Origin of the sequence: Nitrobacter winogradskyi Nb-255 (genome assembly GCF_000012725.1) — a bacterium.
In the GTDB taxonomy this organism is placed as follows: domain Bacteria; phylum Pseudomonadota; class Alphaproteobacteria; order Rhizobiales; family Xanthobacteraceae; genus Nitrobacter; species Nitrobacter winogradskyi.
Map to the genome: position 1 here is coordinate 1,391,980 of NC_007406.1, position 26,213 is coordinate 1,418,192.

The window sequence follows — 26,213 nt, forward strand, 5'->3', positions numbered from 1 at the left end:
CGCACCGATGACGCTGGATCGTATCGTCATTTGCATGTTCGGCGTCCCAATCGCAGGGATCGCCAGTTTGCGTGCGCGTCAGCGCGGCAGTTCGTCCATGGGAATCGTGAACTTGTGGGATTTCCCGGCCTCGATTACGAGGTCGCGGCGGTTGTTCTTGCCGATCCCGCTGGAAATCGTGCATCGGAAGTGGCCATGGCGCAGACCGTCCAGAACGATCTGGTCAATCTGATCGAGCGCCTGGCGCAATTGAGGGCCGGTGTCGGGAAAGGGAGTTCTTTCAAGCATTGTGCAACAGCGCCTTCATGTCCTTGACGGTGGTGGAGAACGCGAGAGGCGGCACCATCGCCCCGTCGCCGTAGAACGACAGCACGTCATCGCGCCGTGACGGCCGGTCGCGAAAAACGAAGACCTTGCGCCTTCCCTCGGCACGCAGATCGAGAAGTTCGTAACCGGTGCAGCGCAAAAAGCAGGCGAGATAGAAGTCTCGGGTCTCGAACCCGTTGTCCTGCACCGATGCGTCGCATTTCGCCTGTCCACTTGACACTTTACATTCTCCTCAAAAAAAGGGGCGGTTCACCTGCCGGACAGAAGCTGCTGGAGCGGCACCACACGATGAAGCAAGCCGAGCTTCTCCAGCCGGATACGCATGGCGATGGGGGATACGACGAAGCGCTCGGCCAGAGGCTTGCAGAACCGTTCCAGCGCCTCGTCCTCCGTTTCGGAGATGTCGAAGTCGCCGACAGAAGCATGAATGCGCGGAACCTCGACGAAGGCGTGCGCGATTGGCTTTTCCGGCTGGAGTACGCGCTGTTTCCGGTCAGGAAACAAGTCGTCCCACATGGCAAAGACCATCTTGCGCGGCATCAGCAGGCAGGAGGCGTAGAAATCGGCCTGCCATTCCACCCGCTCCTTTGCCTCGCTCGACCGGCAGATGAACTTGGGTTCGCTCGCGGCATCGAGGAAGGACGCCTGCGCTGTATTCTGCACGATGAGGTGTTGATGCAACCGCCAGTGCCCGCCGCCCTCATGGGCCAGGGTGAAGCGATAGCGGCCCTCCCGCGTCGGATTTTCCTCGGGGTCGAGGCTTTCGTCGATGAAGATGCTGCCGTCACCATAGATCGCGCCAAGAATGTCGGGCTGGCCGTTCGGAGGTCGCGGGATATTGTGACGAGCGTGCATGTCGTCAAACTCGATCCGCAGCTTGAGGTACTTTTCCACGATGTCCTCGACGGGGACTGGCGGCTCGATCATTACGCCCCGTGCACGCTCATACTCTCCGATCAGGGAAGCAGCGTCGCGCTCGATAGCCTCTTCGGCAAGATAGGGAACAAAACGGCTCATCGGTCATCCTTCATCTGCATCAGCGGGGCCATGCCCCGGTGGCTTCAGTTGCCCTTGGCCTTTCCTGCCTCCCGAGAGAGCCGGGCCAGGTCGTCGGCGCTCAGGCCGTTGGCAGTTCGCAGCAGCGCCGACATTTCGACGGGCTGCCGCTTGATGATGTCAGCAAGGTCGGAAGGCACGCGCCCCGCCATCGCCAGCAATTCGTCCGGATCGCATTCGAGAATTTGCGCGATCGCCCGAACCTTGTCCTCGGTCGGCGGCGTGAACTCGTCGCGCTCGACCTTCGACATATAGGTCGGGCTCACCCCGATCTTCTTGGCCATCTCGCGCAGGCCGATCTCCCGCGCCTCGCGCTCGCGGCGGATGAACGCCCCGAACTTCTCCCTCCCGCTGGTCATGGCTCCTATCTCCGTTTCCTGTTTAGCTGTCACTATACATCCGATTCGGCAAAATCGTCAACCATCCACTAAACGGTGATCGAAAAGCCGTCAGGCGGCAAGCCGAAGTTCGCAGATATCCTCAAGCATGCGCTTGAAACCGGGCTCCGGCGCGATGCACATGGTTCGATACGTATTCAGAAACGGCAGCCATCTCGATAATTCATAGCAGAATCGGTAGCTTGGCGCCCACACAGGGCTGTGCGGCTGCCTCCTGAGCAATTCAGGATAGCATTCCGCGGCCGCGAGAAGCTGGTGGTCCGCTTGAGTTTTCAGTTTTCGGGATTGCAATAAGCCGTTGAACAAATGGCTTATTTGAATGAGGCGGGGGAGTTGTCTGTCCGGATCGCTGACGCCTCGCGGCAACTTTCGCAATCCGCTGACTTTGATCTGAATTCGGACGGCGGCCGATAGAAAACCCTGGAGGACTTTCGCTTCTGGCTGGATCAGAAGCGGGCGCTCCATGAGTTTGATATGTCGCGTTTTCTTCACGCGACCGAGTATCCATCCTCGGGTCAAAGCCAGATCACATGCTTCGCTCGAAAACGCTGTGGTCGCCGTCCTATCTCTACTGTGTTGGCATCATGTGCGATGCATCCGGGCGAACTTACTTTTGCGGGTGCTCACGGTGGTAAGCTGCCGTTTGACGCTGCCCATAGGCTATAGCCAGCGAGAATATGGCGATGACGCCAGCAACGAAAGCGGTCACTAAGATTGTTTCAGTTGGCACGTCGATCTCCCTTGTTGATTTCGACAGGCCGAGAATACATCTAGTTCCAATGTATGTTTTGCCATGGCGCAAAGACGCCATTTTCCGTGCATGGTTGCCGCTGGAGCCGGCGCTATTCAGCCGCTTCCTTGATCAAGGCGTGGCTCGAAAGGTTGCGGTCACCGGGGCGGCCCGAACCGGACAGCCAGTTGGATAACTGGTCGAGGTAGAGGTAGACGACCGGCGTGGTGAAAAGCGTCAAGGCCTGGCTGACCAGAAGCCCGCCGACCATCGCATAGCCGAGCGGCTGACGAATCTCCGATCCGGCTCCGGTGCCCAGCATCAGCGGCACGCCGCCAAGCATCGCCGCCATGGTCGTCATCATGATGGGCCGGAAGCGGAGCAGGGCGGCTTTGCGGATGGATTCTTCCGGTGGGAGATGCTCCTCGCGCTCGGCCGCGATCGCGAAGTCGACCATCATGATGCCGTTCTTCTTGACGATGCCGATCAGCAGGATGATGCCGATCAGCGCGATCAGGCTGAAGTCGTAACCGAACAGCATCAGGGTCGCCAGCGCCCCGACGCCGGCCGACGGCAGCGTCGACAGGATCGTGATCGGGTGGATGTAGCTCTCGTAGAGAATGCCGAGGATCAGGTAGACAACGACGAGCGCGGCGAGGATCAGAAGCGGCACCGTGCCGAGCGATTGCTGAAACGCCTGCGCCGTTCCCTGAAAGCTGCCGTTGAGGGTCCCCGGCGCGCCGAGTTCGCGCATGGCGTTATGAACGGCGGCCGTGGCGTCGCCGAGCGATGCATTCTCCGCGAGATTGAAGCTGATGGTGATGGCCGGGAACTGGCCCTGATGACTGATCGACAGCGGCTGCACCGGCACTGTCGTCCAGCTGGCGAAAACCGAAAGCGGAACCTGCTCGCCGGTGAGCGGTGACTTGAGGTAGATTCTGTCCAGCGTGTCGAGCCTGCCCTGCAGTTCGGGTAGAATCTCAAGGATGACGCGGTAGGTGTTGAGTTGCGTGAAGTACTGCGCGACCTGCCGCTGACCGAAGGAATCATAGAGCGTGTCGGAGATCAGCTGAGGCGAGATGCCGTAACGGGACGCCGCGTCGCGGTCGATCGTCAGCGTCAGCGTGGTGCCGCCGGTCTGCTGGTCGGTGGCAACGTCCCGGAGTTCGGGCAGCGCCTGCATCTTCTTCAGCACCTTCGGCGCCCAGGTATTCAACTCGTCGAGATCGGCATCCTGAAGCGTGTACTCGAACTGGGTGCGGGTGGCGCGTCCGCCGAGCCGGACGTCTTGCGACGCCTGAAGAAACTGCCGCGCGCCTTCCACCTGGTCGAGCTTTGGCCGCAGCCGCGCGATCACCTGCTGTGCGGACGCGTCGCGCTCCGCGAGCGGCTTCAGCGTGACATACATGCGGCCGTTGTTGAGGGCGCTGCCGCCGCCGCCGATGAACATGGCGATGCTGTGCACGGCGGGATCAGCCAGAACGATGCGGCCGAGCTCCTCCTGCTTCTTCTTCATTTCAGCAAAGGAGATGTCCTGCGCGGCCTCGGAGGTGCCGAGAATCATGCCGTTGTCCTGCTGCGGAAAAAACCCCTTCGGGATAATGACGAACAGGTAGACCGACAAACCCAGCGTCATGAAGAACACCAGAAGCGTGGTCCGCCGCCAGCGCAGCACGAGATCAAGGCCGCGGCGGTAGGCGTCGAGCATGGCGTCGAAACCGCGCTCGCTGAGCCGGTAGAGGCGGCCGTGCCGAACGCTGTCATGCCGGCGCAGGAAGCGCGACGCCATCATCGGCGTCAGCGTCAGCGATACGACGAGCGACACGAGGATCGCCATCGCCAGCGTGACCGCGAACTCCCGGAACAGGCGTCCGATGATGCCGCCCATCAGCAGCAGCGGAATCAGCACGGCGACCAGCGAAATGCTGATCGACAGGATCGTGAATCCGATTTCGCGCGCGCCTTTCAGCGCCGCCGCCATCGGCTCTTCCCCCTTTTCGACGTGGCGGCTGATGTTCTCCAGCACGACGATGGCGTCATCGACGACAAAGCCGACCGAGATCGTAAGCGCCATCAGCGACAGGTTGTTGAGCGAATAGTCGAACGGCCACATCAGCGCGCAGGCCCCGAGCAGGGCGAGCGGCACCGTCACGCTCGGGATGATCGTCGCCCAGAAATTGCGCAGGAACAGGAAGATCACCAGGACGACGAGCACGACGGTGATCAGCAGCGTGAACTGCACGTCCTCCACCGCCGCGCGGATGGTGGTGGTGCGGTCGCTGATGAGGTCGATCTTGATCGCCGGCGGGATCGCCGCGATCAGTCTGGGCAACTCCGCTTTGATCCGGTCGACGGTGTCGATGACATTGGCGCCGGGTTGCTTGAAAATGATCAGGAATACGCCGCGTTTCCCGTTGGCCCACGCGGCCTGCTTGTTGTCCTCCGGGCCCGTCACCGCCTGTCCGATGTCGCGGATTCGAAGCGGGGCGCCGTTACGGTAGGCGATGATGACGTCGCCCCAGTCCTTCGACAGGGTCAGTTGATCGTTGGCGTAGATGGTGTAGCTGCGCGTGCCGCCGTCGATGCTGCCTTTCGGACTGTTCACCGTGGTCACGGATATCTGGTTGCGGACATCCTCGAGCGACAGACCCTTGGCCACGAGCTTGGCCGGATCGATCTGGATCCGAATGGAGGGTTTCTGCTGGCCGCCGATAATAACCTGGCCGACGCCTGAAATCTGGCTGATCTGCTGCGCGAGCTGAGTGTCGGTGTTGTCGCTCACCGTCGTCAGGGGCAGGGTATCCGACGTCGCCGAGAGCAGCATGATGGGAGAGTCGGCGGGATTGACCTTGCGGTAGGTCGGCGGGCTCGGGAGGTTTTTCGGTAGCTGGCCGCCGGCGGCGTTGATGGCGCGCTGGATGTCGTTGGCGGCCCCGTCGATGTTTCGGTTGAGGTCGAACTGCACCGTGATCGAGGTCGACCCGATCGAACTGGTTGACGTCATCTGCGCGACGCCGGGTATCTGGGCCATTTGCCGCTCGAGCGGCTGCGCCACCGACGACGCCATGGTTTCAGGGCTCGCGCCCGGCAGGTTCGCCTGGACCTGGATGGTGGGGAAATCGACCTGGGGCAGCGGCGCCACCGGAAGCAGCGGGAACGCCACCAGGCCGATGAACAGGATACCCGCCATCAGCAGCGATGTTCCGATGGGATAGCGAATAAACGGCGCGGATAGGCTGTCGTTCATCCTAGGATCCCGAATCCGGATTACGGTTCATTTGCAGGACTTTCTCTCGCGAACTTCGGATTCGAAAAGAACGCTAGCACTCTATGAATCTCGTGTGGTTCGGGTTCAAAAGTTCGTTTGACGAACCCGCTGAGACAGGAAAGCGAACGTCTAGTCGTCCGATGACCCGGAGCTCGCGATGGTCTCGGTCACGACCGATCCCGGTTGAACACGGTACTGTCCGGCGACAATGACGCGTTCTCCCGGAGCGATCCCTTTCTCGATGATGGTTTCGCCGTCGATCGACTTGCCGACCGTGATCCTGCGAAACTCAGCCTTGTTGTCCTTGTTGACGACGTAGGCATAGAGACCGTCGGTTCCATGCTTGATCGCGTCATCGGGAACCACGACGGCATCCTTCGCGGTTGATACCAGCAGACGGGTCGAAACCGATTGGCCCGGCCACAGGACGTGATCCTTGTTCTCGAAAACCGCCTTGAGGCGGATGGTCCCGCTCGCGGTGTCGACCTGATTGTTGATCAGCATCAGCGTTCCCTCGGAAAGCATCCGCTTGCCGTCGGGGGAATACGCGATCGTCTTCGGCGAACCGGCCGTGATGGCGTCCTTGATTTGCGGCAGCTGGTTTTCCGGCGCGGTGAAGATCACGGCGATCGGCTCGATTTGCGCGATGGTGACGATGCCGGTCTGGGTTGAGGCATTGACGATGTTGCCGCGGTCGACAAGACGAAAACCGGTGACGCCCGCGATCGGCGCGCGGATGCTGGTATAGTCCAGTTGGGTCTGTGCATTGACAATCGCGGCCTCGTCCGCGGCGATCTGCGCGGTCAACTGCTTCACCATCGATCGCTGGGTGTCGGTTTGCTTCCGCGTCGCGAATTCGCCGAGCTTGGTATAGCGTTGCAGGTCGAGTTCGGCGTTGGCCAGATTGGCTTCATCCTGCGCTTTCTTGGCCTTGGCCTGGTCGAGCGCGGCCTGATACGGTCGCCGATCGATATGGGCGAGCAGGTCGCCTTTCTCGACCAACTGCCCCTCCTTGAAGGCGATCCGCTCGATCTGGCCATCGACACGCGTGCGGACCACGACGGTATTGAATCCCTGCACGGTTCCAAGTCCGGTCAGGTAGATCGGAAAGTCACCTTTGCGTACGGTGGCGATCTTGACCGGAACCGGCGGAGCCTGTGCTGCGTCGCGGGACGGCCCGTTGTGCTTTCCCCCGCCGTGCCACAGCGCGTAGCTGGCCACGACGGCGATCGCCGCGCCAAGGAGTGTCCAACCGGGGACTCGCGATCGGGGCATGAGGGCTCGTGCCTGGACAAAGACTTCAAAACTTCGAAAAAGGGCGCGGGGCCGTGGTATATGCGCGCATATCCTCTGTAAACACACCATCCCTTGAAGTCCTGAACAATCGGAAAGCTTTAGGAGGGCGGTCGCTTGTCCTGCCGAGGGTCTTTGAAGGCGTCGTTACGGATGCGCGAGTCCTGTGCCGGCTGTCGATGCGCGCCGGAGATCGGACAGCTTGAGGGATTCCACGGGATGAGACGTTTAATAAGATAAGAAATGTTGATCGAACGGGGTCTCAGGCTTTGCGGGCCGGGAGAGGCGTATCTGGAGTGTTCCCGAACTTCACGATAGCGAACGGAAGGGCGCATGCTGCCTCGCGGGGAATCTCGTGATGCGGGGGGGCCGGGTTCCATCTTTATTTCCGGCTGCGGGGCATGTTAGGGGCACCCGTTCAAGCAGGCTGCTTTTTCAATTAGGACTCTCCATCGGATGCTTCGGCTGACATCATGAGACCGGCTGATGATCCTGGAATGGTTAACCAGCATTACGATCTTGTTTTCATTAGGCCGGGGTGAACGCGTTGATGTTTAGAACGTCACTGAGGACGATTTCACTCGCCGCCGCGTTGATCATGGGGTCGCTTGTTTCATCCGCGATCGCGCAACAGAACGGCTCGCAACAAAGCGTTGCGCATCCGACCGCGCCATCCGCGCAGACGCCGGCCGTTTCCGCGCCGGCACCGCCGGTTCAAGCGCCGCCGATCTCCAATGCGTCGGAACCTGCTACCGCCGCCACTCCGTCTCCAGCCGGCACCGCCGGCGTCAACCTGCTGAATCCCGACACCGCTTCGCCTCACGAGTTATCTCCGTGGTCGATGTTCATGTCGGCGGATATTGTCGTTCAGCTGGTGATGATCGGTCTTGCGTTTGCGTCGCTGGTGACGTGGACGATCTGCATCGCGAAGCTGGCGGAGCTGTCGCTGGCGCGGCGCGCGCTGCGGGCGGCGCTGAACAAGATCGGCGACGCGCGCTCGCTGGCGGAAGCGCAGATGGCGCTCGGCGCGCGGGAGGGCGTGCTGGCCTCGCTGCTGGCCTCGGCGATGCACGAGGCGCGGCTTTCGGCCGGCATTTCCAGCGACGCCGGCATCAAGGAGCGCGCGGCGTCGAGCTTCGCCGAGATCGTCCGCGCGGAATCGCGCCGCATCCGGCTCGGCATGGGGCTGCTCGCCACCATCGGCGCGACGTCGCCGTTCGTCGGCCTGTTCGGCACCGTGTGGGGCATCATGAACAGCTTCATCGGGATTTCGAAGTCGCAGACCACCAACCTCGCGGTGGTGGCGCCCGGCATCGCCGAGGCGCTGCTCGCGACCGCGCTCGGCCTTGTCGCCGCCATTCCGGCGGTCATCATCTACAACTACTTCGCGCGCGTGACGCGGGGCTACACCGAACTGGTCGGGCGCGCCTCGGGAGCGGCCGGCCGGCTGCTGTCGCGCGATCTGGACCGCACCCACGGTTCCCTCACCTCGCGCGCGGCGGAGTAGGCCGATGGGCGCATCGATCGCGGAAGGCGGCTTCGACGACGACGAGGAGTACGGCGAAGCCCACGAGATCAACGTCACGCCGTTCATCGACGTGATCCTGGTTCTTCTGATCATCTTCATGGTGGCCGCGCCGCTGTCGACCGTCGATCTTCCGGTCAACCTGCCGACATCGAGCGCGACGCCGCAGAAGAAGCCGGACAAGCCGACCTATGTCAGCATCAAGGCCGATCTCGCGGTGGCGATCGGCGAGACGCTGGTCAAGCGGGTCGACCTGGTGCGGACGCTGGAGACCACGCCGAACATGACGAAGGAGAGCTTCATCTTTCTGCGCGCCGATCGCGCGGTGCCCTATGGCGACCTGATGGACGTGCTGGAGATCCTGCGTACCGGCGGCTACGCGAAGATCAAGCTGGTGGCGCTGGAGGGCGTTCCCGACGCCCGGTCGGTTCCGGCGGCGAACACGGCGGGGCGTTGAGATGCCTGAGATTGTCGAACAGCCACCGTCCGGCCGGCTCTGGCTTTCCGCCGCCGCCGCCGCGCTTGCGATCCATCTCGGCTGCGTGGCGCTGGCGCTGGCTCACCTGGACACGGATGAGGCGGCCGAGGATCTCGGCGCGCCGGCGATCGAGATCGGGCTCGACCTGTCCTCGCCGCATCGCGAGGTGACCGACCTTCCGCCCGGACCGGACACCGACGCGTCGATGGCCTCGCCCGCGCTGGCCGAGCAGAAGGCGGTCGAGGAGGAAACCGATCTGCCGAAGGATACGCCGACGGAGAGCGCTGATCCGGACCGCATCGTCACCGAGAACGAGTCGCGGAAGCCGTTCGATGACGCCACCGAGAAGGCGGCGAAGCAGACGCAGGCCTCGCAGGAATCGGCGGCGGCCGAGGCGACCGCGATGCCGAGCGTCGAACAGGCGCAGGAATCGGAGCGGTCGGTGGCGCCGCAGCAGGGCACCGGCGCCAGCGCGCGCCGCATCCGCGCCACCTGGCAGAAGGAGCTGGTGGCGCATCTCGACAAGCACAAGCGCTATCCGCCCGACCGGAGCCAGAAGAACGCCGAGATCCTCGTCAACTTCGAGCTCGACCGCATGGGCCATGTCGTGTCGGCCACGATCGTGAACGGATCGGGCGATCCGATCTTCGACCAGGCCGCGCTCGCCATGCTGCGCCGCTCAGACCCCGTCCCGCCACCGCCCCCCCTCATCGCCGACGAGGGCCTCAGCTTCACGCTCCCCGTCGTCTTCAGGGTCAAAGGTAAAGGGTGAGGGAAGCAAGCGTAGCGTCGTTTTCACGGCCGGCGGGATAGCGATGCACGCCCGCTATCATTGCAGGAGAAAGTACCGGATACCGACGTAAATCAGCACCAGACAGATGAAGATCAGCGCAACCGGCAGGCGCGGTCGTGCGCCTGGCGCGGAATTGACCGAAGGCGCTGGTTGCGGAGCGGGCCGTTTGAAGGCCATCACATTGCTGGTATCGACGATCGGCTCCTTCGGCATCGACTTGACATCGGGCGCCGTTCCGGTGCCGCCCATGTCCACGTAATAACTCTTGTAAATCAGTTCGATGGTCGCTTCGCTGGCCTCCGTCTCCGCCATCGTTTCGGCAAGGCTCTTGTAGCTCGCCAGGAACGTCAGGGCCTCAGTGGGAAGTGACGAAGCGCCATTCAGTTTCACCATCATCTTCCAGGTGGCGAAGTCGGCGCGTGCCTTGGTGTCGGCACGTCTTGCAATCATCTTGTCCTGAGCTTTGATCAACTGACTACGCCTCTTGCAACGCTCATTAATTATATATTGCCGGTGACCAGCAAAAGAAACTGTATCACATAACCGGTAACTGTTTTCACGATGGTGGAGATCACGTCAAGGTTGAGATCGAGCTGGCGGCCAAGCATCGGAAGCAGCAGGAGACCCCCGATCAGGATCAGCAGCCCATACGGTTCCAGACGGGAAAGCGGGGCCGCCAGCACGCTCGGCAACAGGCCGACGGCAACCCGTCCGCCGTCCAGCGGCGGGATCGGCAGCATGTTGAACACCGCAAGGATGACGTTGATGATCAACGCGTTCTTCAGGTTGTCGGCCACCCATTGCGCGCTGTTGCCGGGAATAAAGCCAAGCCCGTGAAATGCCGACGCCGCGAGGAGGGCCAGCAGAATGTTGGTGGCGGGACCGGCAAGCGCCACCCAGACCATGTCGATGCGGGGATGGTTCAGGTTTCGGAAGTTCACCGGAACCGGCTTTGCGTAGCCGAACAGGAACGGGGCGTGCGACAGCAGCAAAATGCCCGGCAATATCACCGTGCCGAAGGCATCGATGTGCCTGAGCGGGTTGAAGCTGACGCGGCCGAGATTCCAGGCGGTATTGTCGCCGAGCCGGTAGGCGACGAATCCATGCGCCGCTTCGTGAAAGGTGATCGCGATCACCAGCGGCAGCACCCAGACCGACAGCGTGTAAAGTGAAATGCCCGGCAATCGACAGCCTCGTGCGGGGTGCGACAGACGAACCCTATCATGAACAGCCGGCGCTATGACAGGGAGGTCAGGTGCGTGATCTCGCCCGCAAACCGGCTCCGCTTTCAGGATGTGACTTGGAGCATGATCCGATCAGCTTGCATCGAAGCGTGCTTCAGAACTTAATTTTCCGCTCGCGGTTCTTGCGGCGAAGAGGTCATCCGTTTCACTGGAAAGTGCTCTACGCATCCTTCAGATAATAATTCGCCCGCTTGCCGAGCGCGATGCGGCGCAGGATTCGTCGCATCGTCATCGAGGCTCGCAGCGGCCGGACAGCCGTCGTTCCCGTTCGATAGAACGCGAGTTTCACCGCATCGAATGCGGGCTGCGCGCCCGGCGGTTTCTGCGGCCAGCCGAGACCGCGCAGCATCGAGTTAAAGAAGTGAAGGTCGTTGGCGCGGCGGACCTCGCGCGTCTTCCAGGTAATGGCCATCGAGATCGAGTGCGATCCGGCGGTACGAACCCAGTGTGGCCACTGGTAAGGCACGAAGCATCCGTCGCCGCCGAACATGTGGAATTCGGTGCCCCGCGGCGCGAAACTCTCGTCAAATTTCAGGTTGCGATGTTTCGTCATCGAACGCTCGATCTCGTCTTCCGCTACGAGTCGGCGGTCCCTGTTGTCGTAGATCGTGAAGAACTTTTCGCCGTGGATCTGGACGAAGAAATTGTCCTCGCTGTCGAGATGGAACGGCGTCGTCGAGTTCGGTGATGAGACGAACAGAAAGCCCTCGATCTGTTCAAACCCGGCGTCGCGCAAGCTCTCGAAGCCGCGCGCGCGCGCGACCGACAGCAGTGCGTCCTCGATCAGGCGGCGATACTCCGGAGCGTTCTCCACGCGTTTCAGCACCATCCACGCGCCCGCCGTTTCGATCCGCTTCACCACCTCCACCGGATCGAGATCGACCGTCGGGATCGCATCGGGGTCCTGGCTGATTGCGACCTTGCCGGAATTGTACTCGATCAGATCGCGCGGCAACTCGGCCGCCAGTTGCGCGATGCGCGGCAGCGTCAACAAGGGATGCCCGGCAAGCCCGTGTCGGATCGCGAACGGCTTGAGCGGAAAGTCGCGTCGAAGTGCGTCATTGGCCGCGGTAATGACCGACCCGGGTTCGGAGGCGTTCATGCTTTCTTCTCCTGACGTTCGCGGAGGATATGGACGGCGCGGCGCATGGGTTCGCGCACCAGCTTGCGCAGCGTGATCGCCGCTCTTGCGAGCGAAACGACGGGATCACGGCGGCGAAGCGGGATCAGCACGTCGCCGATCACAAGCCGTCCGCGCCAGATCGGATCGATCATCGGATGACCCGGATCCGCGGTGGAATCCGCCATTGTGATCGCGGGGTCGGCGCAGAGATGGCGCGTGAGATCAAGCGTCAACTGTACGCCGGGTGAAAACTTCGCGAAACGCTCATCAACGCCGAGCTTGAAATAAAACGCGCGATCTTGGTGGCGCAGCACGATCGCCGCCGCCACGGGCGTCGGACCGGCGCGCAGGGTCACGATTTCACACTGGCCTCGCTCGGCGAGCGCCGGCGCGGCGCGGCGGATGAAAGCTGCATCGCCGTCATGCTGGATCAATGCGGTCCCCCGCTGCGCCTTCCAGCCGCTGGCCTCCAGCGCGAGGAAGGTTTCAAGCGCCGTCGCGACCTCGGCGGCCGCGCGTGCGACCTGGAACGACACCTCGCCATGCTCGGCAAGACGATTGCGCTGGCGTCGCAATTCCTTGAGCTTCTTGGCGCCCAGCGCCTCGCGCAGCAGTTCTTCCGGGTCGCGAGTGGCGTCGAGGCAGGCGCGCGCGTGTCCATGCAGCCTGTGCGGCTGGAGGCCGTCGGGTTCGAGGGCCGCCGTAAAGGCTTTCACGGCGGCGCCGTCGAGCGTGACGTTGCGGAGGATCAGCGCGCGTTGGCCGAGGGCGCGCGCCTCGCGCAGCAGCGTGGCCGCGGCCTGATCCGTGCGGTCGCGGTCGAGCAGCGGCGTGCAAAGCGTGCCGTAAGGGTCGGCGCTGACCAGAAGGGGAAGCGGAATCCGGTAGGCCCTCCAGGCGGAGATAGCCGGGATCAGGCCGATGAGAGTTTCCGCGCCAGTTTCGCCGGATGAAAAATCGGAACGCGCCGTCAGCGCCGACGCATGGGTCCGGCCGCGCGCCGTGGCGTCCAGCGCCAGCTCCCAATCAGCGAGATAGTAGCCGTTCGGCTCGACGGCACGGTCGGCGAGCGATCGCCACTGGTCGGGATCGAGCGATGCAAGGGCGGCCGCTCGGTGTAGCGTGCGCGGCGGCGAGGCTACGAACTCATTCATCAGCGAACGACGAGCCGGAGCCGTATTGGCAATATCGACCATGTCCCCAGTTTCCCATGCGATAGACGGCGAGGCGAGGCCGCGCATGCCGCTGCCCTTCCTTGTTGGCGACAGACGATAGTCGAAATATTCGAAGATAACGTTGGTTCCGACCTCCGATTTTTGTCTCGGGATTAATTCTACGTTCACTCTGTATGCCGCCGGCAGCGGGCAACAGGTTCAATATCGTCGGGGGGGACTTGCGGCGCATTACCAACCTGACGAGCGGTTTGCGGCAGGTTCAGACCTGCTGTCGGGCGATATGATCATTTTACGGCCGCCACCGGCATATGCCAGTATGATCCGGACCCGCCTGAGCAGTAGAAAAGATATGGTTCGGTCCGACCGGCGATATTACGGCGCGGGCCCTGCATGTGAAATTTGCACGGATGATGAACCGTCGCGCCGCGCAGGCCGACAACCGTCGAACAAGGACGTTACGCGGAGCCTCCCATGACATTTTCGATGATTCGCTCGATCGTTCTCGGGGTGGTCGCCGCGATCGTGCTGACCGCGCATCCGGCCGCCGCCGAGAACCGACTGGCGCTGGTGATCGGCCAGTCGGCCTATCGCGCGGTGACGCCCCTGCCAAATCCCGGCAATGACGCCAAAGCCATGACGCAGATGCTTGGCGACGCCGGTTTCGATGTGCTGACGGCCTCCGACCTGTCGCAGACCGAAATGCGGGAGAAGGTGGGTGAGTTCGCGGCAAGGATCGCGGAGAAGGGGCCTGACACCATCGCGCTGGTTTTCTATGCCGGCCACGGCTTGCAGGTCGACGGCGAGAACTTCCTGGTTCCGGTCGATCTCGATCCGAAGCGCGAGGCCGATATTCCGCTCCAGGCGATTCGCCTCAACGACATCATGAACACGCTGACGTCGGTTCCGAGCCGGATGCGCATCGTTCTGCTGGATGCGTGCCGCAATAACCCGTTCCCCGCCATCAACAAGACGGTCGGGCACGGCCTCGCCATCGTCGATGCCAAGGTGGCCGCTCCCGGCACGTTCCTGTCTTTCTCCACCTCGCCGGGAGCCGAGGCGGAGGACGGTGCGGGCACGGACAGCCCTTATACGGCGGCGCTGTTGACCGCCGGCCGGCAGCCGGGACTTTCGATCGAGGAAGCGTTCAAGCGTGTCCGGCTGGAGGTCAACAAGGCCACGAATGGCCGCCAGACTCCGTGGGAAAGTTCCTCGCTGACGGATAGTTTCCATTTTTTCCCCGGATCGGCCGAAACAGGCGCGACGCCGCCTGCCGGTTCCACAGTCAAGCGTACGGTCGCGGAGTGGCGCCGTGAATTGAAAGGCAAGACCGCCGAGCAGGCGCACGAACTGATCGTCAGCGACGGCAGCGGTCAGGCCTATGAAGCGTTCGTCGGGCTGTATGCGGACTCGCCGTTCGATCTGGAGGCGCGGCAGTGGCTCGATCGCCAGCGCCGGATGCAGGCCTGGAACAGGGCGGTCCTCACCAATACGGCGGCCGGATACCGGGCCTTCCTTGCCGAATATTCCGATAGCGACCTGACGCCGACGGCGCGCAAGCTGGAGGAGCGTCTGCGCAACCGGCCCGATAATCCGGGTGTGGCGGTTGCCGCGGCCGCGGCCGGCCCGACCTGTCCCTGCAGCACGCCGCCGCGGGAGCCGCAGAAGAAGAAAGCCGAAACGCCCAGGAAGAAGCAGGCAAAGCAGGATCGTTCGCGGAACGAAGATACGCCCCCGCGCCGGGGCCAGCGTCGGCCCGCTTATTATGCTGATGATGTGCCGCCGCCGCCTCCGCCACCCAGCGTCGTGCCGATGCCCTTGCCGATACCCTCCATCGGCATCGGCGGGTTTGGTGGAGGATTCGGGCGTGGCGGCGGGTACGGCGGTTCCGGGCGGGGGGGAGGAATGGGCGGCTCGACGGGCCGATACTGAGCACATATCCGGACATCTCCGATCGGGGCCGGGCGCTGGTCCCGCTTCCCTTCCTCGTCCTCACAGCAAACGGTGATGATGCGCTCGAGCCATGGGTGCCGGGCGGCGTCTCGGAACCTCAGGGCGCTTTCGAGCGGCGAGCCGCTTGAAACCAAGAGGATCGCGCGTTTATGCTGTCCATTGTGGGGAGGAGTTCTGATGAAAATTCTATGCGCATCCATGCTCATGGCGGCCGTGGTGTCGGGTCCGGCTTTCGCCCAGGCGCCGCAATTCAACATGATGGCTGACGGGCCTGGAAAAACGCCGGAGCAGATTGAGAGACAGAAGGCCCTTGAAAAAGCTTACAAGGAGTCGCTGCGAAAGATTCCCGATGCGGCGGTGGTCGACGATCCCTGGGGAGGCGTTCGAAACGCGAGCCAGTCCAAGACCAGTTCCAAAAGCAGACAGCCCTGACGCCGCGCGTTTTCCCCCGCCAATGACACGACGTTGACGTCGATTGTTGACGCCAAGGGGCCATCTATCGGCCTTAGCCGGTTATCCGCTTTTCCGTCGTTCGGAGCTTGTTGCCTTCAGGCGTGACCAGCGCTCCAAACAACAACGTCACCTGAGCGGAATATGATCGCCCGGTGACGTTGTGCATAGACTGGGTAATGCAATCCCCCAGCCCTTTTTGGGTCAGCGTACCGCGGGAAAGGTTCAAACGGGATCTTCGCCAGGGCATGCCGGCGAAGTTTGTCTCCGGTTCAGCCGGCCAATGGTCGACCGCTTCAAGTTCAGGTGAGAGCCTCCCTGATCGTCCGTGTGTTGCCGATCGCTTTTCAGCGCGGCCTATGCCCGGCGCGCCGTCAGGAGCGGCCAGTGATTCGGCGAGCGGGACACCAACTGGAAAGTTTTGATTAAGATTCGACGCGCATTCTAGCCAAACCTGTTTTGTGTGCCGGGAGAAAGATCATGCTGACTACCGAACCTGGTTTGGCCCGGAATTTCCTCAATATTGCACTGGGCGGCTTCGGCGTGCTTGTCGCGGTGCTGATTGGGGTGGCGATCGGCTGAGACACCTGCAAGATATCCACGGCTGGCCAAAAGCGGTAGACAAAGGGCAGTAGACATTGCCCGGAAGCTGCGGCTCGATCGACCGGAGCAACGGACACCGGAGCAACCGACGTGGGTAACAGCAGCGGCGGGTTGGACAAGGGATTGATGGCCCTGATCCAGAACGTTCTGGGGACTCGCCCTCACGCGCGCCCGCCTGAGCCCGAACTGCCCGACGACCATCAGCACGGTTCACCGGAATCGCCCGGCGCTGAAATCTCGCCGCAACCCGAGGCAGAAGGGTCGGCTGAAGAAACTGGCGCGCCGTCGCCGGACCAGCCGGAGAGTTACGATCGCCGCAAAACCGCGGACGAACTGGCGGGCATCATTCTGAAGGCGCTGCAAACACTCGACGGCGCGCCGGCCCATGGGTTCGTGGTGACCGTCTATGGCGGCAACCCATGGAACGCGATGCTGACGATCAAGCCGGAGGCCGGGCCGATCGCCGATCCGGGCCTGTGGCGCGAGCGCGTTCGGGATATGGCTGCGCGGTTACGTCAGGATTTTGATCTGGCGGAGACATAGCGGGCCGAGCAGAGCACCAGCGAGCAGAGTGCGGTCGAATAGACAAGCCTGTCAGGTGAGGGCATCGCGGTCCGGTCAAGGCCGCGACCAGTAGCCGTCAATCGCGTGAGCCAGGAAAATGCCGGCGCTCATGAATCCAAAGAAGGCGGTGATTGTTTCCAGCATCTTACTCATCCTGCTACCCAGCGGCTGTCAGCAAATGCAAATCGTATTGCACAGTCAAAAGGATTCTGACCGCGCGGCGGACTCGCTGTCGTGCTGATGATTTCCGGCAACACCGTTGCTGGCTCGCACTGTCTTATGTATTTTGTCGCCGGGGATTCAAACTTCGGAGCCGAAGCTTGCATCGTGCGATGGCCTTCGCAGCGTCGCGCGCAGGGCGTTCGTGCATGAACGGCAGAAATCGTACTGCGCGACGTGCGGACGGCACGGTACTGGCCGAAATGGGCCACCGTCGATTGAAACAGGCCACCTCGCGCAAAAAAGCCCGGCACGATGGCCGGGCTATTACTGGTTATTAAAGGGTGAGGATTCACCCTTTGCGAACGGGTGTTGCGTAGTTCGTGCCCTTCACAAGATCAATGCCGTGCAGGCAGTCGGACTTATTCCAATAGCCTTCACCAGAGTCTGCGATCTTCCTATGGTTAGTCGCATATAGCGTCCAGCGCCACTGTCCTGCTATATCTTTGTCGAGGTGAAAAAACATGTCGCTCTCCAATGTCGATGAATTTCAACGGTACTTGTTTGAATACAAATTCGACGGAGCGGAGTGGGGTGTCGAGATCAAGGCCGCGAGTCCAAATGAGGCGCTTGAGCGCTTGAAGGCGATTAGCTGGGCTAAATACAAAGGGGAAATCTACGCAACCGTCCCCGTAGCATCTGCTCGGACGTCTCGCACACTCGCGCGTCTCCGCGCCGCCGTCGGTCTTGGCTAAGCGGCCAACTTCCTCGCCTCGGCAACATCACGGCTGCCGATGTGGCGAGTGCCCTTAAGCACTTCGTTGACGCGGCCGGGGTTCACGTCGAAATGCGCTGCGATTCGATGTTGGAATTCGCCACCCCAATGACGAATCCAGATATCCACAGCGTCGTCGAAAGTTAGTGCATAAGTCGGAGTCTTCAAATCATTGACCTTTTTAAAAAAGGCCAAGGGGACTCTTGACAGAAGTTACAGCACCAATACGGTGCCGTTGTGAATAACTGTCTCTGCAACAGTCCCCTTAGACCTCGTTGCGAATCACGGAAACCGGGGTGTATCAGACCCCGGTATTTCCATGGGTGGGCGAATCGACCGCTCACCATCTGTAAGGTTTCCGCACTCTCGCATTGCGAGTCAAGCTGACGGAATGCAACTTTCACAACTTCCCACCCTGAATTACTGTGAACTTCCGCCGACGATCCGGAGGCGTCTCCGTCGGCAGTGCTGGCGCCACGGCGAGCGCCGCGTCCACAAGTTGGCCAATACTCCAAGCCCGATCTGCAACGCCAATGGCCTTTGCTGGCGTCGTGTGTAGGGCTTCATGAACACGGCACAGATTGTAGTGCGCGACGTACAGCGCGGCCGCCGCACCACCCGGGGATAAAACAGGCCAGCACTCGACGCAGGGTACTGGCCTGTTTCGACCCTCAGTGGCCTAGTTTGATTTTGATAGTGGCCTGTTTTACTTTGGGCGTGCGGCTCGCCCGCGAAGGGGCTCATAGAGCCTGCACTGCCCCCGACAAGGTTCGGGTCTCACACATCAACGGATGGAGACCAGAATGAACCACCAAGAACGAGAGCGCAAAGAACGTGAACGAAGGCTTGCCGAGTTAGGGCTTAGGCCAGCCCGGATATATACCCTATGGACATGTAGAACATACCGTGATATAGAATGGGCATTCTCCTAGGAGGGAGAGTGCAATGGCTCAAAAGCCGTCGAAAATTCGCGAATTTCAGAAGCGGTTCCCTGATGAAGAGGCTTGCCTGACGCATTTGATGCGCACCCGGTTTGGCGAACGTCTGACCTGCTTCAAGTGTCAGAAGCAGGCGACCTATTACCGGGTCAAAAACCGCCGCTCCTTTGAGTGCGAGCATTGCGGCTATCAGGTGTATCCGACTGCCGGAACGCCGTTCGAAAAGACACGCACCAGCCTGCGGGATTGGTTCTATGTCATGTTTCTGTTCTGCGAGACGCGGAACGGCGTGGCCGCGAAAGAAGTGCAGCGTCAGCTAGGCGTGACCTACAAGACCGCTTGGCGCATGTGCCATCTTATCCGGCTCTATATGGGCTACGTCGATGGCGACTATCCAATGGGCGGGCCCGGTAAGACCGTTGAGGCGGACGAAACGTTCATCGGCGGCAAGGACAAGGCTGGCAAAGACGACAAAGCAATTGTCATGGGGATGATCGAGCGTGGTGGCGATGTCGTTACGCGCGTCGTCCATGCTCGTACAAAGGCGCATATCTTGCCGCACATCGTTCGGTTTGTGAAAGAAGGTTCGCGCGTCCACACGGACGAGGCGTCAAACTTCAAGCTTCTCAAGGAGAAGTATGGCTACGATCACGAAGCGGTTGATCACTCTGCGAAGGAGTACGTTCGCGGTGACGTACACACTAACTCAATCGAGTCGTTCTGGTCTCAGGTGAAGCGTGGGATCAACGGGACCTATGTTTGGGTTTCGAAAAAGCACTTGCAGCTTTACCTTCGCGAGTTCGAGTATCGCCATAACTTGCGGAAGCAACCCGGCCTGATGTTCGAGCTTCTTTTGCAGGCGTTCCCGAAGGTACGGGTTGAGTGACCATAGCCTGCAAAAGCTGATCGAAGCGCTTTCTCACCTTACTGTCTGAAGACATGGCGGTCCTCTTGCAAAAAGGAATAAATGTTTCCTGTCGCGGCCTCATTCTCGCGATACGCGATGAATACCGAATAGCGCTGCTTCACTCGACCCTTCTTAACCGCCCTCACTTCGACCAGATTTCCCGTACCGGGTATAGGCGATTTGTTTGCGGTGCCATCCCCCCAAAAATGGGGGCCATGGGCCGCTTGCGCAATCGTTGCGATGGGTACGCGCACATGCTCACCTTCTGAAAACTTCACCGCGTCAACTCGCAGCAGCAACTGCGCTGGCTTATTAAACGACCATTGAAGGTGTTCGTACAGGACTAGTTCCAGGGAGTGACCGGTCACAGGGCCAATAAATCTAACAGAAAAATATGGGGTTTGGACCTCGTATCCGTCTTTTACATCGCTGGCCGGATGGAACACGACATTGAATACTCGCCGCCGATCTGCCCACCACCTCCGAAGCTGTGAGTTATCGTTGTAGAGGTCAGCATAAAATGTGCCGAGTCCGAATGCGGCAATCGTCGCTAGGATGGCGATCCACGGCACGTCTACCCACCACGGCCGGAATTGAAGCCATTGTTGGCTGCAAAACCAAGCCGCCCCAAACAATAAAATAAGCCCTGGTACGGGCAGATATTCCCTAAAAGGGAATTGGCTCTTGCGCATCCAAACGTCTCCCACGCCCGTCTAGGGCTAGTTGTGGCAGACGGACGAATAACACGATTCATATTACATGTCCTAAGGGTATATATCTGCCCGACGCAGCGAAAGAACATATTGCGAACTTGGAACAAATGGGGTACATATTTGCATCGGATCAACACTGCGCCATTCGTTGTCCCGTTCGCGAATCCCGTTCATAAGGAGCCCGGCCTAATGTCCCAAGCTGCCCTGCGTATCGTCGAAGGATCCTCCATGGATAAGTCCAAGGCGCTGTCCGCCGCGCTGTCACAGATCGAACGCCAGTTCGGCAAGGGCTCGGTGATGAAGCTGGGCAAGAACGACAAGTCCATGGATGTGGAGGTTATTTCCTCGGGCTCGCTCGGCCTCGACATCGCGCTCGGCGTCGGCGGTTTGCCAAAGGGACGCATCGTGGAGGTCTACGGTCCGGAGTCCTCGGGCAAGACCACGCTGGCGCTGCACGCGGTGGCCGAGGCGCAGAAAAAGGGCGGCATCTGCGCGTTCATCGACGCCGAGCACGCGCTCGATCCGGTCTATGCCCGCAAGCTCGGTGTGAATGTCGACGACCTCCTGATATCGCAGCCCGATCACGGCGAGCAGGCGCTGGAAATCGCCGATACGCTGGTGCGCTCGGGTGCTGTGGATGTGCTGATCATCGACTCGGTCGCCGCACTGGTGCCGCGCGCCGAGCTCGAGGGTGAGATGGGCGACGCGCTGCCCGGACTACAGGCGCGGCTGATGAGTCAGGCGCTGCGCAAACTCACTGCCTCGATCAACAAGTCCAATACCATGGTGATCTTCATCAACCAGATACGTATGAAGATCGGGGTGATGTACGGCTCGCCGGAGACGACAACCGGCGGCAACGCGCTGAAGTTCTATGCCTCCGTGCGCCTCGATATCCGCCGCATCGGGGCGATCAAGGAGCGCGACGAGGTCGTCGGCAATCAGACTCGCGTCAAGGTCGTGAAGAACAAGCTGGCGCCGCCTTTCAAGCAGGTCGAGTTCGACATCATGTACGGCGAGGGCATCTCCAAGATGGGAGAAATCCTCGATCTCGGCGTCAAGGCCGGTATCGTTGAAAAATCCGGCGCCTGGTTCTCTTATGACAGTCAACGCATGGGGCAGGGCCGCGAAAATGCAAAAGCGTTCTTACGGGCCAATCCTGACATCACCGCCAAGGTCGAGATGGCTATCCGGCAGAATTCAGGACTGATCGCCGAGCAGATTCTGGCCGGAAGCCCTGAGCGGGAGACCGACGATGACGAGACGGCGGAGGATTGAGTCGCTTATAGCGTTTTCGAGCGAAGCATGTCCTCGGGCTTGGCCCGAGGATGGATGATCTGTTCGCGTGAAGACAACGCGTCAAAACAATAATCCAGAGCTTCGCTTCTGATACAATCAGAAGCGAAAATGCTCTAGCTTCCAGAGCTTCCATGGAAGCATAGGCGCACGCTCCCTGATCTTAGTCGCCGCGTTTTCCTCCGAACCTCGACGCGTCCGGGGAAAGCCTGAGAATACTCTTCGGTCGAGAACACCTTGGCGAGGTGAATTTTCAGGACCAGGGCGCGCGACTCCGGTGGGTGCGATCCGCGAAGACGGGAATCCTTCGTGGAAGTCTGTGTCGCGCCTGTTGGAAGAGACGGGCGCTGTGGATGTTGAGTTGCCGACATCCCCAGCGTCCGGCTTGCGATCATTCATCTCACTTCCTTCTCTCATGGCGAGAGAGGGAAGGGAGTTCGGAGTTTCTCGTTTCCGAGCGAAGCATGTCCTCGGGCTTGACCCGAGGATGGATGATCTGTTCGCGCGAATAAAACGCCTCAAAACCAGGCCGCCCGTTCAGTACCAGATCACGATGGTTTTGGATCGAATCGATCCAAAACCATGAACGTGATCAATTCCAACATTTTAGAGCGGGATGCGGGCGGGAAAACCGCTACACACTTTTCCTCATCCCGCGCTAGGCCGGATCGACATTCACGGCAGCCAGATCAGGGCTGCGGCCAGGTGAACGAAGCCCGTGAAGTGAACGGTGCGCCTGTCGTAGCGTGTGGCGAAACGGCGGAAGTGCTTGAGACGGTTGAAGCAGCGCTCGATCCGGTTGCGGTGTTTGTAGAGACCGGCGTCATGCGGGATGATGATTTTGCGTGTCCTGTTTGAGGGGATCACCGCTTCGGCGCCCATGCCGGCGATGAGTGCACGCAAGGCGTTGCTGTCATAAGCCTTGTCGGCCAGCACGGCGTCCCCGGCCTGGGCTTCGAGCAGCGCGGGGGCTTGTGTGATGTCTCCGACCTGCCCGGCGGTGACGATGAAACGCAAGGGTCGGCCCAGCGCATCGGCGAGCATGTGGACCTTGGTGGTCAGTCCACCTCGGGAACGCCCCAGCGCCTGATCCTTGGCCCCCCTTTTCCGGTAGCCGCCTGCTGATGGGCTCGAACGATGGTTGAGTCGAGCATCAGATACTGGTTGTCGCGATCGGCTGTCAGGGTGGAGAACACCCGTTCCCACACACCGGCATGGCACCACCTGCTGAACCGCCGATGCACCGTCTTCCAGCGACCATAGCGCTCCGGCAGGTCACACCAGTGCGCGCCGGATCGCAGCACCCACAGGCAGCCGTTCACAAACAACCGATTATCCGATCCCGTCCGTCCCGGATCAGAGGCCTTGCCTGGCAGCAACGGTGCAATCTTCGCCCACTGATGATCGCTCAGCTCATACCGCTTGATCCCCATCGTGCAGCTCCGTGTCAGAATCACGGAACCCTATGAATCAGCGATCAGACCGCCTGGGAATCCTGAATGTCGATCCGGCCTAGGTCCCAAAGAGTCGCGCTTCCAACTCCGTCAGAAGCGGAGAGGCGCTGGATACAGCCGTCATCTTCTACTCCGCGGCCTGCGCGTAATCTTCCACGGGCGGACAGGAGCAGACGAGATTGCGGTCGCCGTAGGCGTTGTCGACCCGTCCGACCGGACACCAGTATTTATCCGACCGCGAGCTTCCCGACGGAAAGCAGCCCTGGGCTCGGCTGTAGGGTCGCGACCATGCGTCGTCAGCGATGTCGTGCGCGGTATGTGGCGCATGGCGCAGTGGCGATGCCTCGACTTTCCAGCGTCCGGCCTCGATCTCGGCGATCTCCTGCCGGATCGCGATCATGGCGTCGCAGAAACGGTCCAGCTCCGCCTTTGATTCGGATTCGGTCGGTTCAATCATCAGCGTGCCGGGCACCGGAAAGCTCATGGTCGGGGCATGGAAGCCGTAGTCGATCAGCCGTTTGGCGATGTCGTCCACGGTGACGCCGGTTTTGGCCTTCAGCGCGCGGGGATCGATGATGCATTCATGCGCGACCCGGCCTTTCACATTGCGGTACAGCACCGGGAAGTGCGGATCGAGTCGCTGCGCGATATAGTTGGCGTTGAGGATCGCGACTTCGGTCGCTCGCTTAAGGCCCTCGCTACCCATCATCAGGATGTAGATGTAGGAGATGGTCAGGATCGAGGCCGAGCCGAAAGGCGCCGCTGAGACCGGTCCAACGGCGGACGGTGTCGCGTCATCGATAGCGGGGTGCCCGGGCAGGAAAGGCGCGAGATGCGCCTTCACGCCGATCGGACCCATGCCAGGTCCGCCGCCGCCGTGAGGGATGCAGAAGGTCTTGTGCAGATTGAGATGGCTGACGTCGGCGCCGTAGTCGCCGGGCCGCGACAGACCGACCTGCGCATTCATGTTGGCGCCGTCGAGATAGACCTGTCCGCCATGGCCATGCACGATGTCACAAATTTCGCGGATGCGCTCTTCGAACACGCCGTGCGTTGACGGATAGGTGATCATGATGGCGGCGAGACGATCGGCGTGCTGCGTCGACTTGGTTCTCAAATCGTCCACATCGACGTCGCCGCGGGCGTCACAAGCCACGACCACGACGTCCATTCCGGCCATGTTGGCGGAGGCCGGATTGGTGCCGTGCGCGGAGGAGGGGATCAGGCACACCGTGCGATGGCTCTCGCCGCGCGCCGCGTGATAACCGCGGATCGCCAGAAGCCCGGCATATTCACCCTGTGCGCCGGAGTTCGGCTGCAGCGAAATCGCATCGTAGCCGGTGATGTCGAGCAGCCATTCTTCGAAGTTCTCGAATAGCGTGAAATAGCCTTCAGCCTGCTCGGGCGGCGCGAACGGATGCAGGTTCGCGAACGCCGCCCAGGTCAGCGGAATCATCTCCGTCGTGGCATTGAGTTTCATCGTGCAGGAGCCGAGCGGGATCATTGCGCGGTCGAGCGCGAGGTCGCGGTCGCTGAGCTTTCGCATGTAGCGCAGCAACTCCGTTTCGGAGCGGTGCTCATGAAAGACCGGATGGGTCAGATAGGCTGTCTTGCGCTTGAGATCGGCAGGCAGCAAGTCGGGAGCGTGCGCTTCGACGTCGGCATAAGACCATGTTGCGCCAAACGCGCGCCATAGCGCTTCGACAGTCTCCTCGATGGTGAGTTCGTCCAGCGCGATGCCGAGCGTGCCGTCCGCGTTGATCCGGAGGTTGATGCCCTGGCTGCTCGCGCGTTTAACGATCTCGCTTTGCCGCTCGCCCGCGTTCACGGTCAGCGTATCGAAAGCGGTACTGTTGAGCGGCGCGAAACCGAGTCTCGTCAATCCCGCCGCCAACGTCGCGGTGTGCCGGTGCACGGTACGCGCGATCTGCGCCAGTCCTTCCGGACCATGATAGACCGCGTACATCGAGGAGATCACCGCCAGCAGCACCTGCGCGGTGCAGATGTTGGAGGTGGCTTTTTCGCGGCGAATGTGTTGCTCGCGAGTCTGCAAGGCAAGGCGATAGGCCGGCGTCCCGCGCGAATCCACCGACAGCCCGACGAGGCGGCCGGGCAGCAGCCGTTTCAGCGCGTTGCAGACCGCCATGTAGGCGGCGTGCGGACCGCCATAGCCCATCGGCACGCCGAAGCGCTGCGCGGAGCCGATGGCGATGTCGGCGCCGAGCACGCCGGGAGAGGTCAGCAGCGTGAGCGCCAGCAGGTCTGCCGCGACCACCGCCAGGCCGCCTTTCGCCTTGATCGCGGCGATGGCCGGGCGCAGATCGCGTACGACGCCGGATGTGCCGGGATATTGCAGCACCGCGCCGAATACGTCCGCCTTGTCGAGATCGTGCAACGGATCGCCGGTGACGAGCGTCCAGCCCAGCGGCTCGGCGCGGGTGCGCAGCACGGCCAGGGTCTGCGGATGCACCTCATGATCGACGAAGAACGCTTTTGTTTTCACCGATGATGCGCGCTCCGCGAGCGCCATCGCCTCTGCCGCCGCGGTTGCCTCGTCCAGCAGCGACGCATTGGCGACGTCGAGGCCGGTGAGGTCGCAGATCATGGTCTGGAAATTGAACAGCGCTTCCAGCCGGCCCTGGCTGATTTCCGGCTGATAGGGCGTATAGGCCGTGTACCACGCCGGATTTTCCAGAATGTTGCGCTGGATCACCGCGGGCAGGATCGTGCCGGAATAGCCTTGCCCGATCAGCGACGTGAGCGGTTGGTTCTGCGCCGCGAGGGCCTGCATATGCGTCAGCACTTCGGTTTCGCTAAACCCTTCGCCGAGATCGAGCGGCGTCTTCTGCCGGATCGACGGAGGCAGCGCCTCGTTCATCAGCGCCTCGAGACTCTTCGCGCCCACGGTTTCCAGCATTGCGGCGATATCGCGTGACGATGGACCGATATGGCGGCGCGCGAAGGTCGTGGCGGGCTCTTCACGGGCGATCATTG

At 61.4% G+C, this 26,213-nt stretch carries 24 protein-coding genes and 1 pseudogene; 8 read left to right on the forward strand and 17 right to left on the reverse strand.

The features are described 5' to 3' along the window. Positions 1-78: 78 nt before the first annotated feature. The 7 genes from NWI_RS17545 to NWI_RS06550 form a co-directional block, all read right to left on the reverse strand. The gene (locus NWI_RS17545) at positions 79-288 is read right to left on the reverse strand and encodes a hypothetical protein (RefSeq protein WP_148203794.1); all 210 of its coding nucleotides are present in this window, start codon (positions 286-288) and stop codon (positions 79-81) included. Next, positions 281-547, reverse strand: a complete 267-nt coding sequence (locus NWI_RS06525) for a DUF5659 domain-containing protein (RefSeq protein WP_011314550.1) — start codon at positions 545-547, stop codon at positions 281-283. The genes NWI_RS17545 and NWI_RS06525 overlap by 8 nt, the downstream gene beginning before the upstream one ends. Positions 548-576: 29 nt before the next feature. After that, on the reverse strand, positions 577-1,344 hold the full coding sequence (locus NWI_RS06530; RefSeq protein WP_011314551.1) for an ImmA/IrrE family metallo-endopeptidase: 768 nt from the start codon (positions 1,342-1,344) through the stop codon (positions 577-579). Between the two features lie 44 nt (positions 1,345-1,388). After that, on the reverse strand, positions 1,389-1,742 hold the full coding sequence (locus NWI_RS06535; protein WP_011314552.1) for a helix-turn-helix domain-containing protein: 354 nt from the start codon (positions 1,740-1,742) through the stop codon (positions 1,389-1,391). 90 nt (positions 1,743-1,832) lie between these two features. Then, positions 1,833-2,273 carry a hypothetical protein gene (locus NWI_RS06540; RefSeq protein ID WP_011314553.1) on the reverse strand — a complete coding sequence of 147 codons (441 nt, stop codon included), beginning with the start codon at positions 2,271-2,273 and terminating at the stop codon, positions 1,833-1,835. A 350-nt stretch (positions 2,274-2,623) separates the two neighbouring features. Beyond that, positions 2,624-5,758, reverse strand: a complete 3,135-nt coding sequence (locus NWI_RS06545; protein WP_011314554.1) for a multidrug efflux RND transporter permease subunit — start codon at positions 5,756-5,758, stop codon at positions 2,624-2,626. A gap of 150 nt (positions 5,759-5,908) precedes the next feature. Beyond that, positions 5,909-7,054, reverse strand: a complete 1,146-nt coding sequence (locus NWI_RS06550) for an efflux RND transporter periplasmic adaptor subunit (RefSeq protein ID WP_041344874.1) — start codon at positions 7,052-7,054, stop codon at positions 5,909-5,911. A 568-nt stretch (positions 7,055-7,622) separates the two neighbouring features. Between NWI_RS06550 and exbB the strand changes: the two genes are divergently transcribed. From exbB to NWI_RS06565, 3 genes are read left to right on the forward strand one after another with little or no spacing between them, the layout of a single operon-like run. Beyond that, positions 7,623-8,579 (forward strand): tonB-system energizer ExbB, encoded by a 957-nt coding sequence (exbB, locus tag NWI_RS06555; RefSeq protein ID WP_011314556.1) that lies wholly within the window; start codon positions 7,623-7,625, stop codon positions 8,577-8,579. A 4-nt stretch (positions 8,580-8,583) separates the two neighbouring features. After that, positions 8,584-9,054, forward strand: a complete 471-nt coding sequence (gene exbD / locus NWI_RS06560) for a TonB system transport protein ExbD (RefSeq protein ID WP_011314557.1) — start codon at positions 8,584-8,586, stop codon at positions 9,052-9,054. Position 9,055: 1 nt separating this feature from the next. After that, positions 9,056-9,847 carry a TonB family protein gene (locus tag NWI_RS06565; protein WP_011314558.1) on the forward strand — a complete coding sequence of 264 codons (792 nt, stop codon included), beginning with the start codon at positions 9,056-9,058 and terminating at the stop codon, positions 9,845-9,847. A gap of 57 nt (positions 9,848-9,904) precedes the next feature. On the opposite strand, the gene NWI_RS06570 is transcribed toward NWI_RS06565, so the two are convergent. From NWI_RS06570 to NWI_RS06585, 4 genes are all read right to left on the reverse strand, one after another. Then, the gene (locus tag NWI_RS06570) at positions 9,905-10,318 is read right to left on the reverse strand and encodes a hypothetical protein (RefSeq protein WP_011314559.1); all 414 of its coding nucleotides are present in this window, start codon (positions 10,316-10,318) and stop codon (positions 9,905-9,907) included. 50 nt (positions 10,319-10,368) lie between these two features. Further along, complete coding sequence (locus NWI_RS06575; RefSeq protein ID WP_011314560.1) at positions 10,369-11,052, reverse strand: site-2 protease family protein; 684 nt, start codon at positions 11,050-11,052, stop codon at positions 10,369-10,371. Positions 11,053-11,272: 220 nt separating this feature from the next. Beyond that, entirely contained in the window at positions 11,273-12,214 is a 942-nt protein-coding gene (locus NWI_RS06580; RefSeq protein ID WP_011314561.1) for a cupin-like domain-containing protein, read from the reverse strand. Next, a complete protein-coding gene (locus NWI_RS06585; RefSeq protein WP_011314562.1) occupies positions 12,211-13,431 on the reverse strand; it encodes a GNAT family N-acetyltransferase in 1,221 nt (406 codons plus the stop codon). The genes NWI_RS06580 and NWI_RS06585 overlap by 4 nt, the downstream gene beginning before the upstream one ends. Before the next feature lie 450 nt (positions 13,432-13,881). Here NWI_RS06585 and NWI_RS06590 point away from each other — a divergent pair, with 450 nt between their 5' ends. The 3 genes from NWI_RS06590 (at position 13,882) to NWI_RS06600 (ending at position 16,956) form a co-directional block, all read left to right on the forward strand. Beyond that, a complete protein-coding gene (locus NWI_RS06590; protein ID WP_011314563.1) occupies positions 13,882-15,339 on the forward strand; it encodes a caspase family protein in 1,458 nt (485 codons plus the stop codon). A gap of 225 nt (positions 15,340-15,564) precedes the next feature. Beyond that, on the forward strand, positions 15,565-15,792 hold the full coding sequence (locus tag NWI_RS06595; RefSeq protein WP_244374996.1) for a hypothetical protein: 228 nt from the start codon (positions 15,565-15,567) through the stop codon (positions 15,790-15,792). A gap of 711 nt (positions 15,793-16,503) precedes the next feature. After that, positions 16,504-16,956, forward strand: a complete 453-nt coding sequence (locus NWI_RS06600; protein WP_244374997.1) for a hypothetical protein — start codon at positions 16,504-16,506, stop codon at positions 16,954-16,956. A gap of 532 nt (positions 16,957-17,488) precedes the next feature. Here the strand turns inward: NWI_RS06600 and NWI_RS16815 are convergent. The 3 genes and pseudogenes from NWI_RS16815 to NWI_RS18570 form a co-directional block, all read right to left on the reverse strand. Next, positions 17,489-17,662 carry a YegP family protein gene (locus NWI_RS16815; RefSeq protein WP_081431712.1) on the reverse strand — a complete coding sequence of 58 codons (174 nt, stop codon included), beginning with the start codon at positions 17,660-17,662 and terminating at the stop codon, positions 17,489-17,491. A gap of 225 nt (positions 17,663-17,887) precedes the next feature. Then, positions 17,888-18,106: a hypothetical protein gene (locus NWI_RS06610; RefSeq protein ID WP_049750561.1), complete on the reverse strand. Its 219-nt coding sequence runs from the start codon at positions 18,104-18,106 to the stop codon at positions 17,888-17,890. A gap of 205 nt (positions 18,107-18,311) precedes the next feature. Beyond that, positions 18,312-18,524: pseudogene (locus NWI_RS18570) on the reverse strand (transposase); the annotation flags it as partial. Positions 18,525-18,856: 332 nt separating this feature from the next. Between NWI_RS18570 and NWI_RS06615 the strand changes: the two are divergent. Then, positions 18,857-19,735, forward strand: coding sequence for an IS1595-like element ISNwi2 family transposase (locus NWI_RS06615; protein ID WP_011314567.1), 879 nt, complete (start codon positions 18,857-18,859; stop codon positions 19,733-19,735). A 38-nt stretch (positions 19,736-19,773) separates the two neighbouring features. Here NWI_RS06615 and NWI_RS06620 read toward each other — a convergent pair whose 3' ends face one another. Continuing rightward, positions 19,774-20,448 (reverse strand): hypothetical protein, encoded by a 675-nt coding sequence (locus NWI_RS06620; RefSeq protein WP_011314568.1) that lies wholly within the window; start codon positions 20,446-20,448, stop codon positions 19,774-19,776. A 210-nt stretch (positions 20,449-20,658) separates the two neighbouring features. On the opposite strand from NWI_RS06620, the gene recA reads away from it, so the two are divergent. Further along, entirely contained in the window at positions 20,659-21,747 is a 1,089-nt protein-coding gene (recA, locus tag NWI_RS06625; RefSeq protein WP_011314569.1) for a recombinase RecA, read from the forward strand. Between the two features lie 693 nt (positions 21,748-22,440). Here recA and NWI_RS16825 read toward each other — a convergent pair. Continuing rightward, positions 22,441-23,192, reverse strand: a protein-coding gene (locus NWI_RS16825; RefSeq protein ID WP_430691788.1) for an IS5 family transposase whose coding sequence is annotated in 2 segments (ribosomal slippage) — positions 22,441-22,862 and positions 22,862-23,192 — 753 coding nt in all. Because the reading frame shifts where the segments join, the coding sequence is not laid out codon by codon here. Positions 23,193-23,346: 154 nt separating this feature from the next. After that, positions 23,347-26,211, reverse strand: coding sequence for an aminomethyl-transferring glycine dehydrogenase (gcvP, locus tag NWI_RS06640; protein ID WP_011314571.1), 2,865 nt, complete (start codon positions 26,209-26,211; stop codon positions 23,347-23,349). Positions 26,212-26,213 lie beyond the last annotated feature (2 nt).

Excerpts from the sequence above, each read along its gene's own strand:
- NWI_RS06535 (WP_011314552.1), bottom strand. The coding sequence starts at position 1,742 with ATGACCAGCGGGAGGGAGAAGTTCGGGGCGTTCATCCGCCGCGAGCGC.
- exbD (WP_011314557.1), top strand. The coding sequence starts at position 8,584 with ATGGGCGCATCGATCGCGGAAGGCGGCTTCGACGACGACGAGGAGTAC.
- NWI_RS06585 (WP_011314562.1), bottom strand. The coding sequence starts at position 13,431 with ATGGTCGATATTGCCAATACGGCTCCGGCTCGTCGTTCGCTGATGAAT.
- NWI_RS16815 (WP_081431712.1), bottom strand. The coding sequence starts at position 17,662 with ATGTTTTTTCACCTCGACAAAGATATAGCAGGACAGTGGCGCTGGACG.
- NWI_RS06530 (WP_011314551.1), bottom strand. The coding sequence starts at position 1,344 with ATGAGCCGTTTTGTTCCCTATCTTGCCGAAGAGGCTATCGAGCGCGAC.
- NWI_RS06545 (WP_011314554.1), bottom strand. The coding sequence starts at position 5,758 with ATGAACGACAGCCTATCCGCGCCGTTTATTCGCTATCCCATCGGAACA.
- NWI_RS17545 (WP_148203794.1), bottom strand. The coding sequence starts at position 288 with ATGCTTGAAAGAACTCCCTTTCCCGACACCGGCCCTCAATTGCGCCAG.
- NWI_RS06570 (WP_011314559.1), bottom strand. The coding sequence starts at position 10,318 with ATGATTGCAAGACGTGCCGACACCAAGGCACGCGCCGACTTCGCCACC.
- NWI_RS06565 (WP_011314558.1), top strand. The coding sequence starts at position 9,056 with ATGCCTGAGATTGTCGAACAGCCACCGTCCGGCCGGCTCTGGCTTTCC.
- recA (WP_011314569.1), top strand. The coding sequence starts at position 20,659 with ATGTCCCAAGCTGCCCTGCGTATCGTCGAAGGATCCTCCATGGATAAG.
- exbB (WP_011314556.1), top strand. The coding sequence starts at position 7,623 with ATGTTTAGAACGTCACTGAGGACGATTTCACTCGCCGCCGCGTTGATC.
- NWI_RS06550 (WP_041344874.1), bottom strand. The coding sequence starts at position 7,054 with ATGCCCCGATCGCGAGTCCCCGGTTGGACACTCCTTGGCGCGGCGATC.
- NWI_RS06620 (WP_011314568.1), bottom strand. The coding sequence starts at position 20,448 with ATGCGCAAGAGCCAATTCCCTTTTAGGGAATATCTGCCCGTACCAGGG.
- NWI_RS06580 (WP_011314561.1), bottom strand. The coding sequence starts at position 12,214 with ATGAACGCCTCCGAACCCGGGTCGGTCATTACCGCGGCCAATGACGCA.
- NWI_RS06615 (WP_011314567.1), top strand. The coding sequence starts at position 18,857 with ATGGCTCAAAAGCCGTCGAAAATTCGCGAATTTCAGAAGCGGTTCCCT.
- gcvP (WP_011314571.1), bottom strand. The coding sequence starts at position 26,211 with ATGATCGCCCGTGAAGAGCCCGCCACGACCTTCGCGCGCCGCCATATC.
- NWI_RS06590 (WP_011314563.1), top strand. The coding sequence starts at position 13,882 with ATGACATTTTCGATGATTCGCTCGATCGTTCTCGGGGTGGTCGCCGCG.
- NWI_RS06595 (WP_244374996.1), top strand. The coding sequence starts at position 15,565 with ATGGCGGCCGTGGTGTCGGGTCCGGCTTTCGCCCAGGCGCCGCAATTC.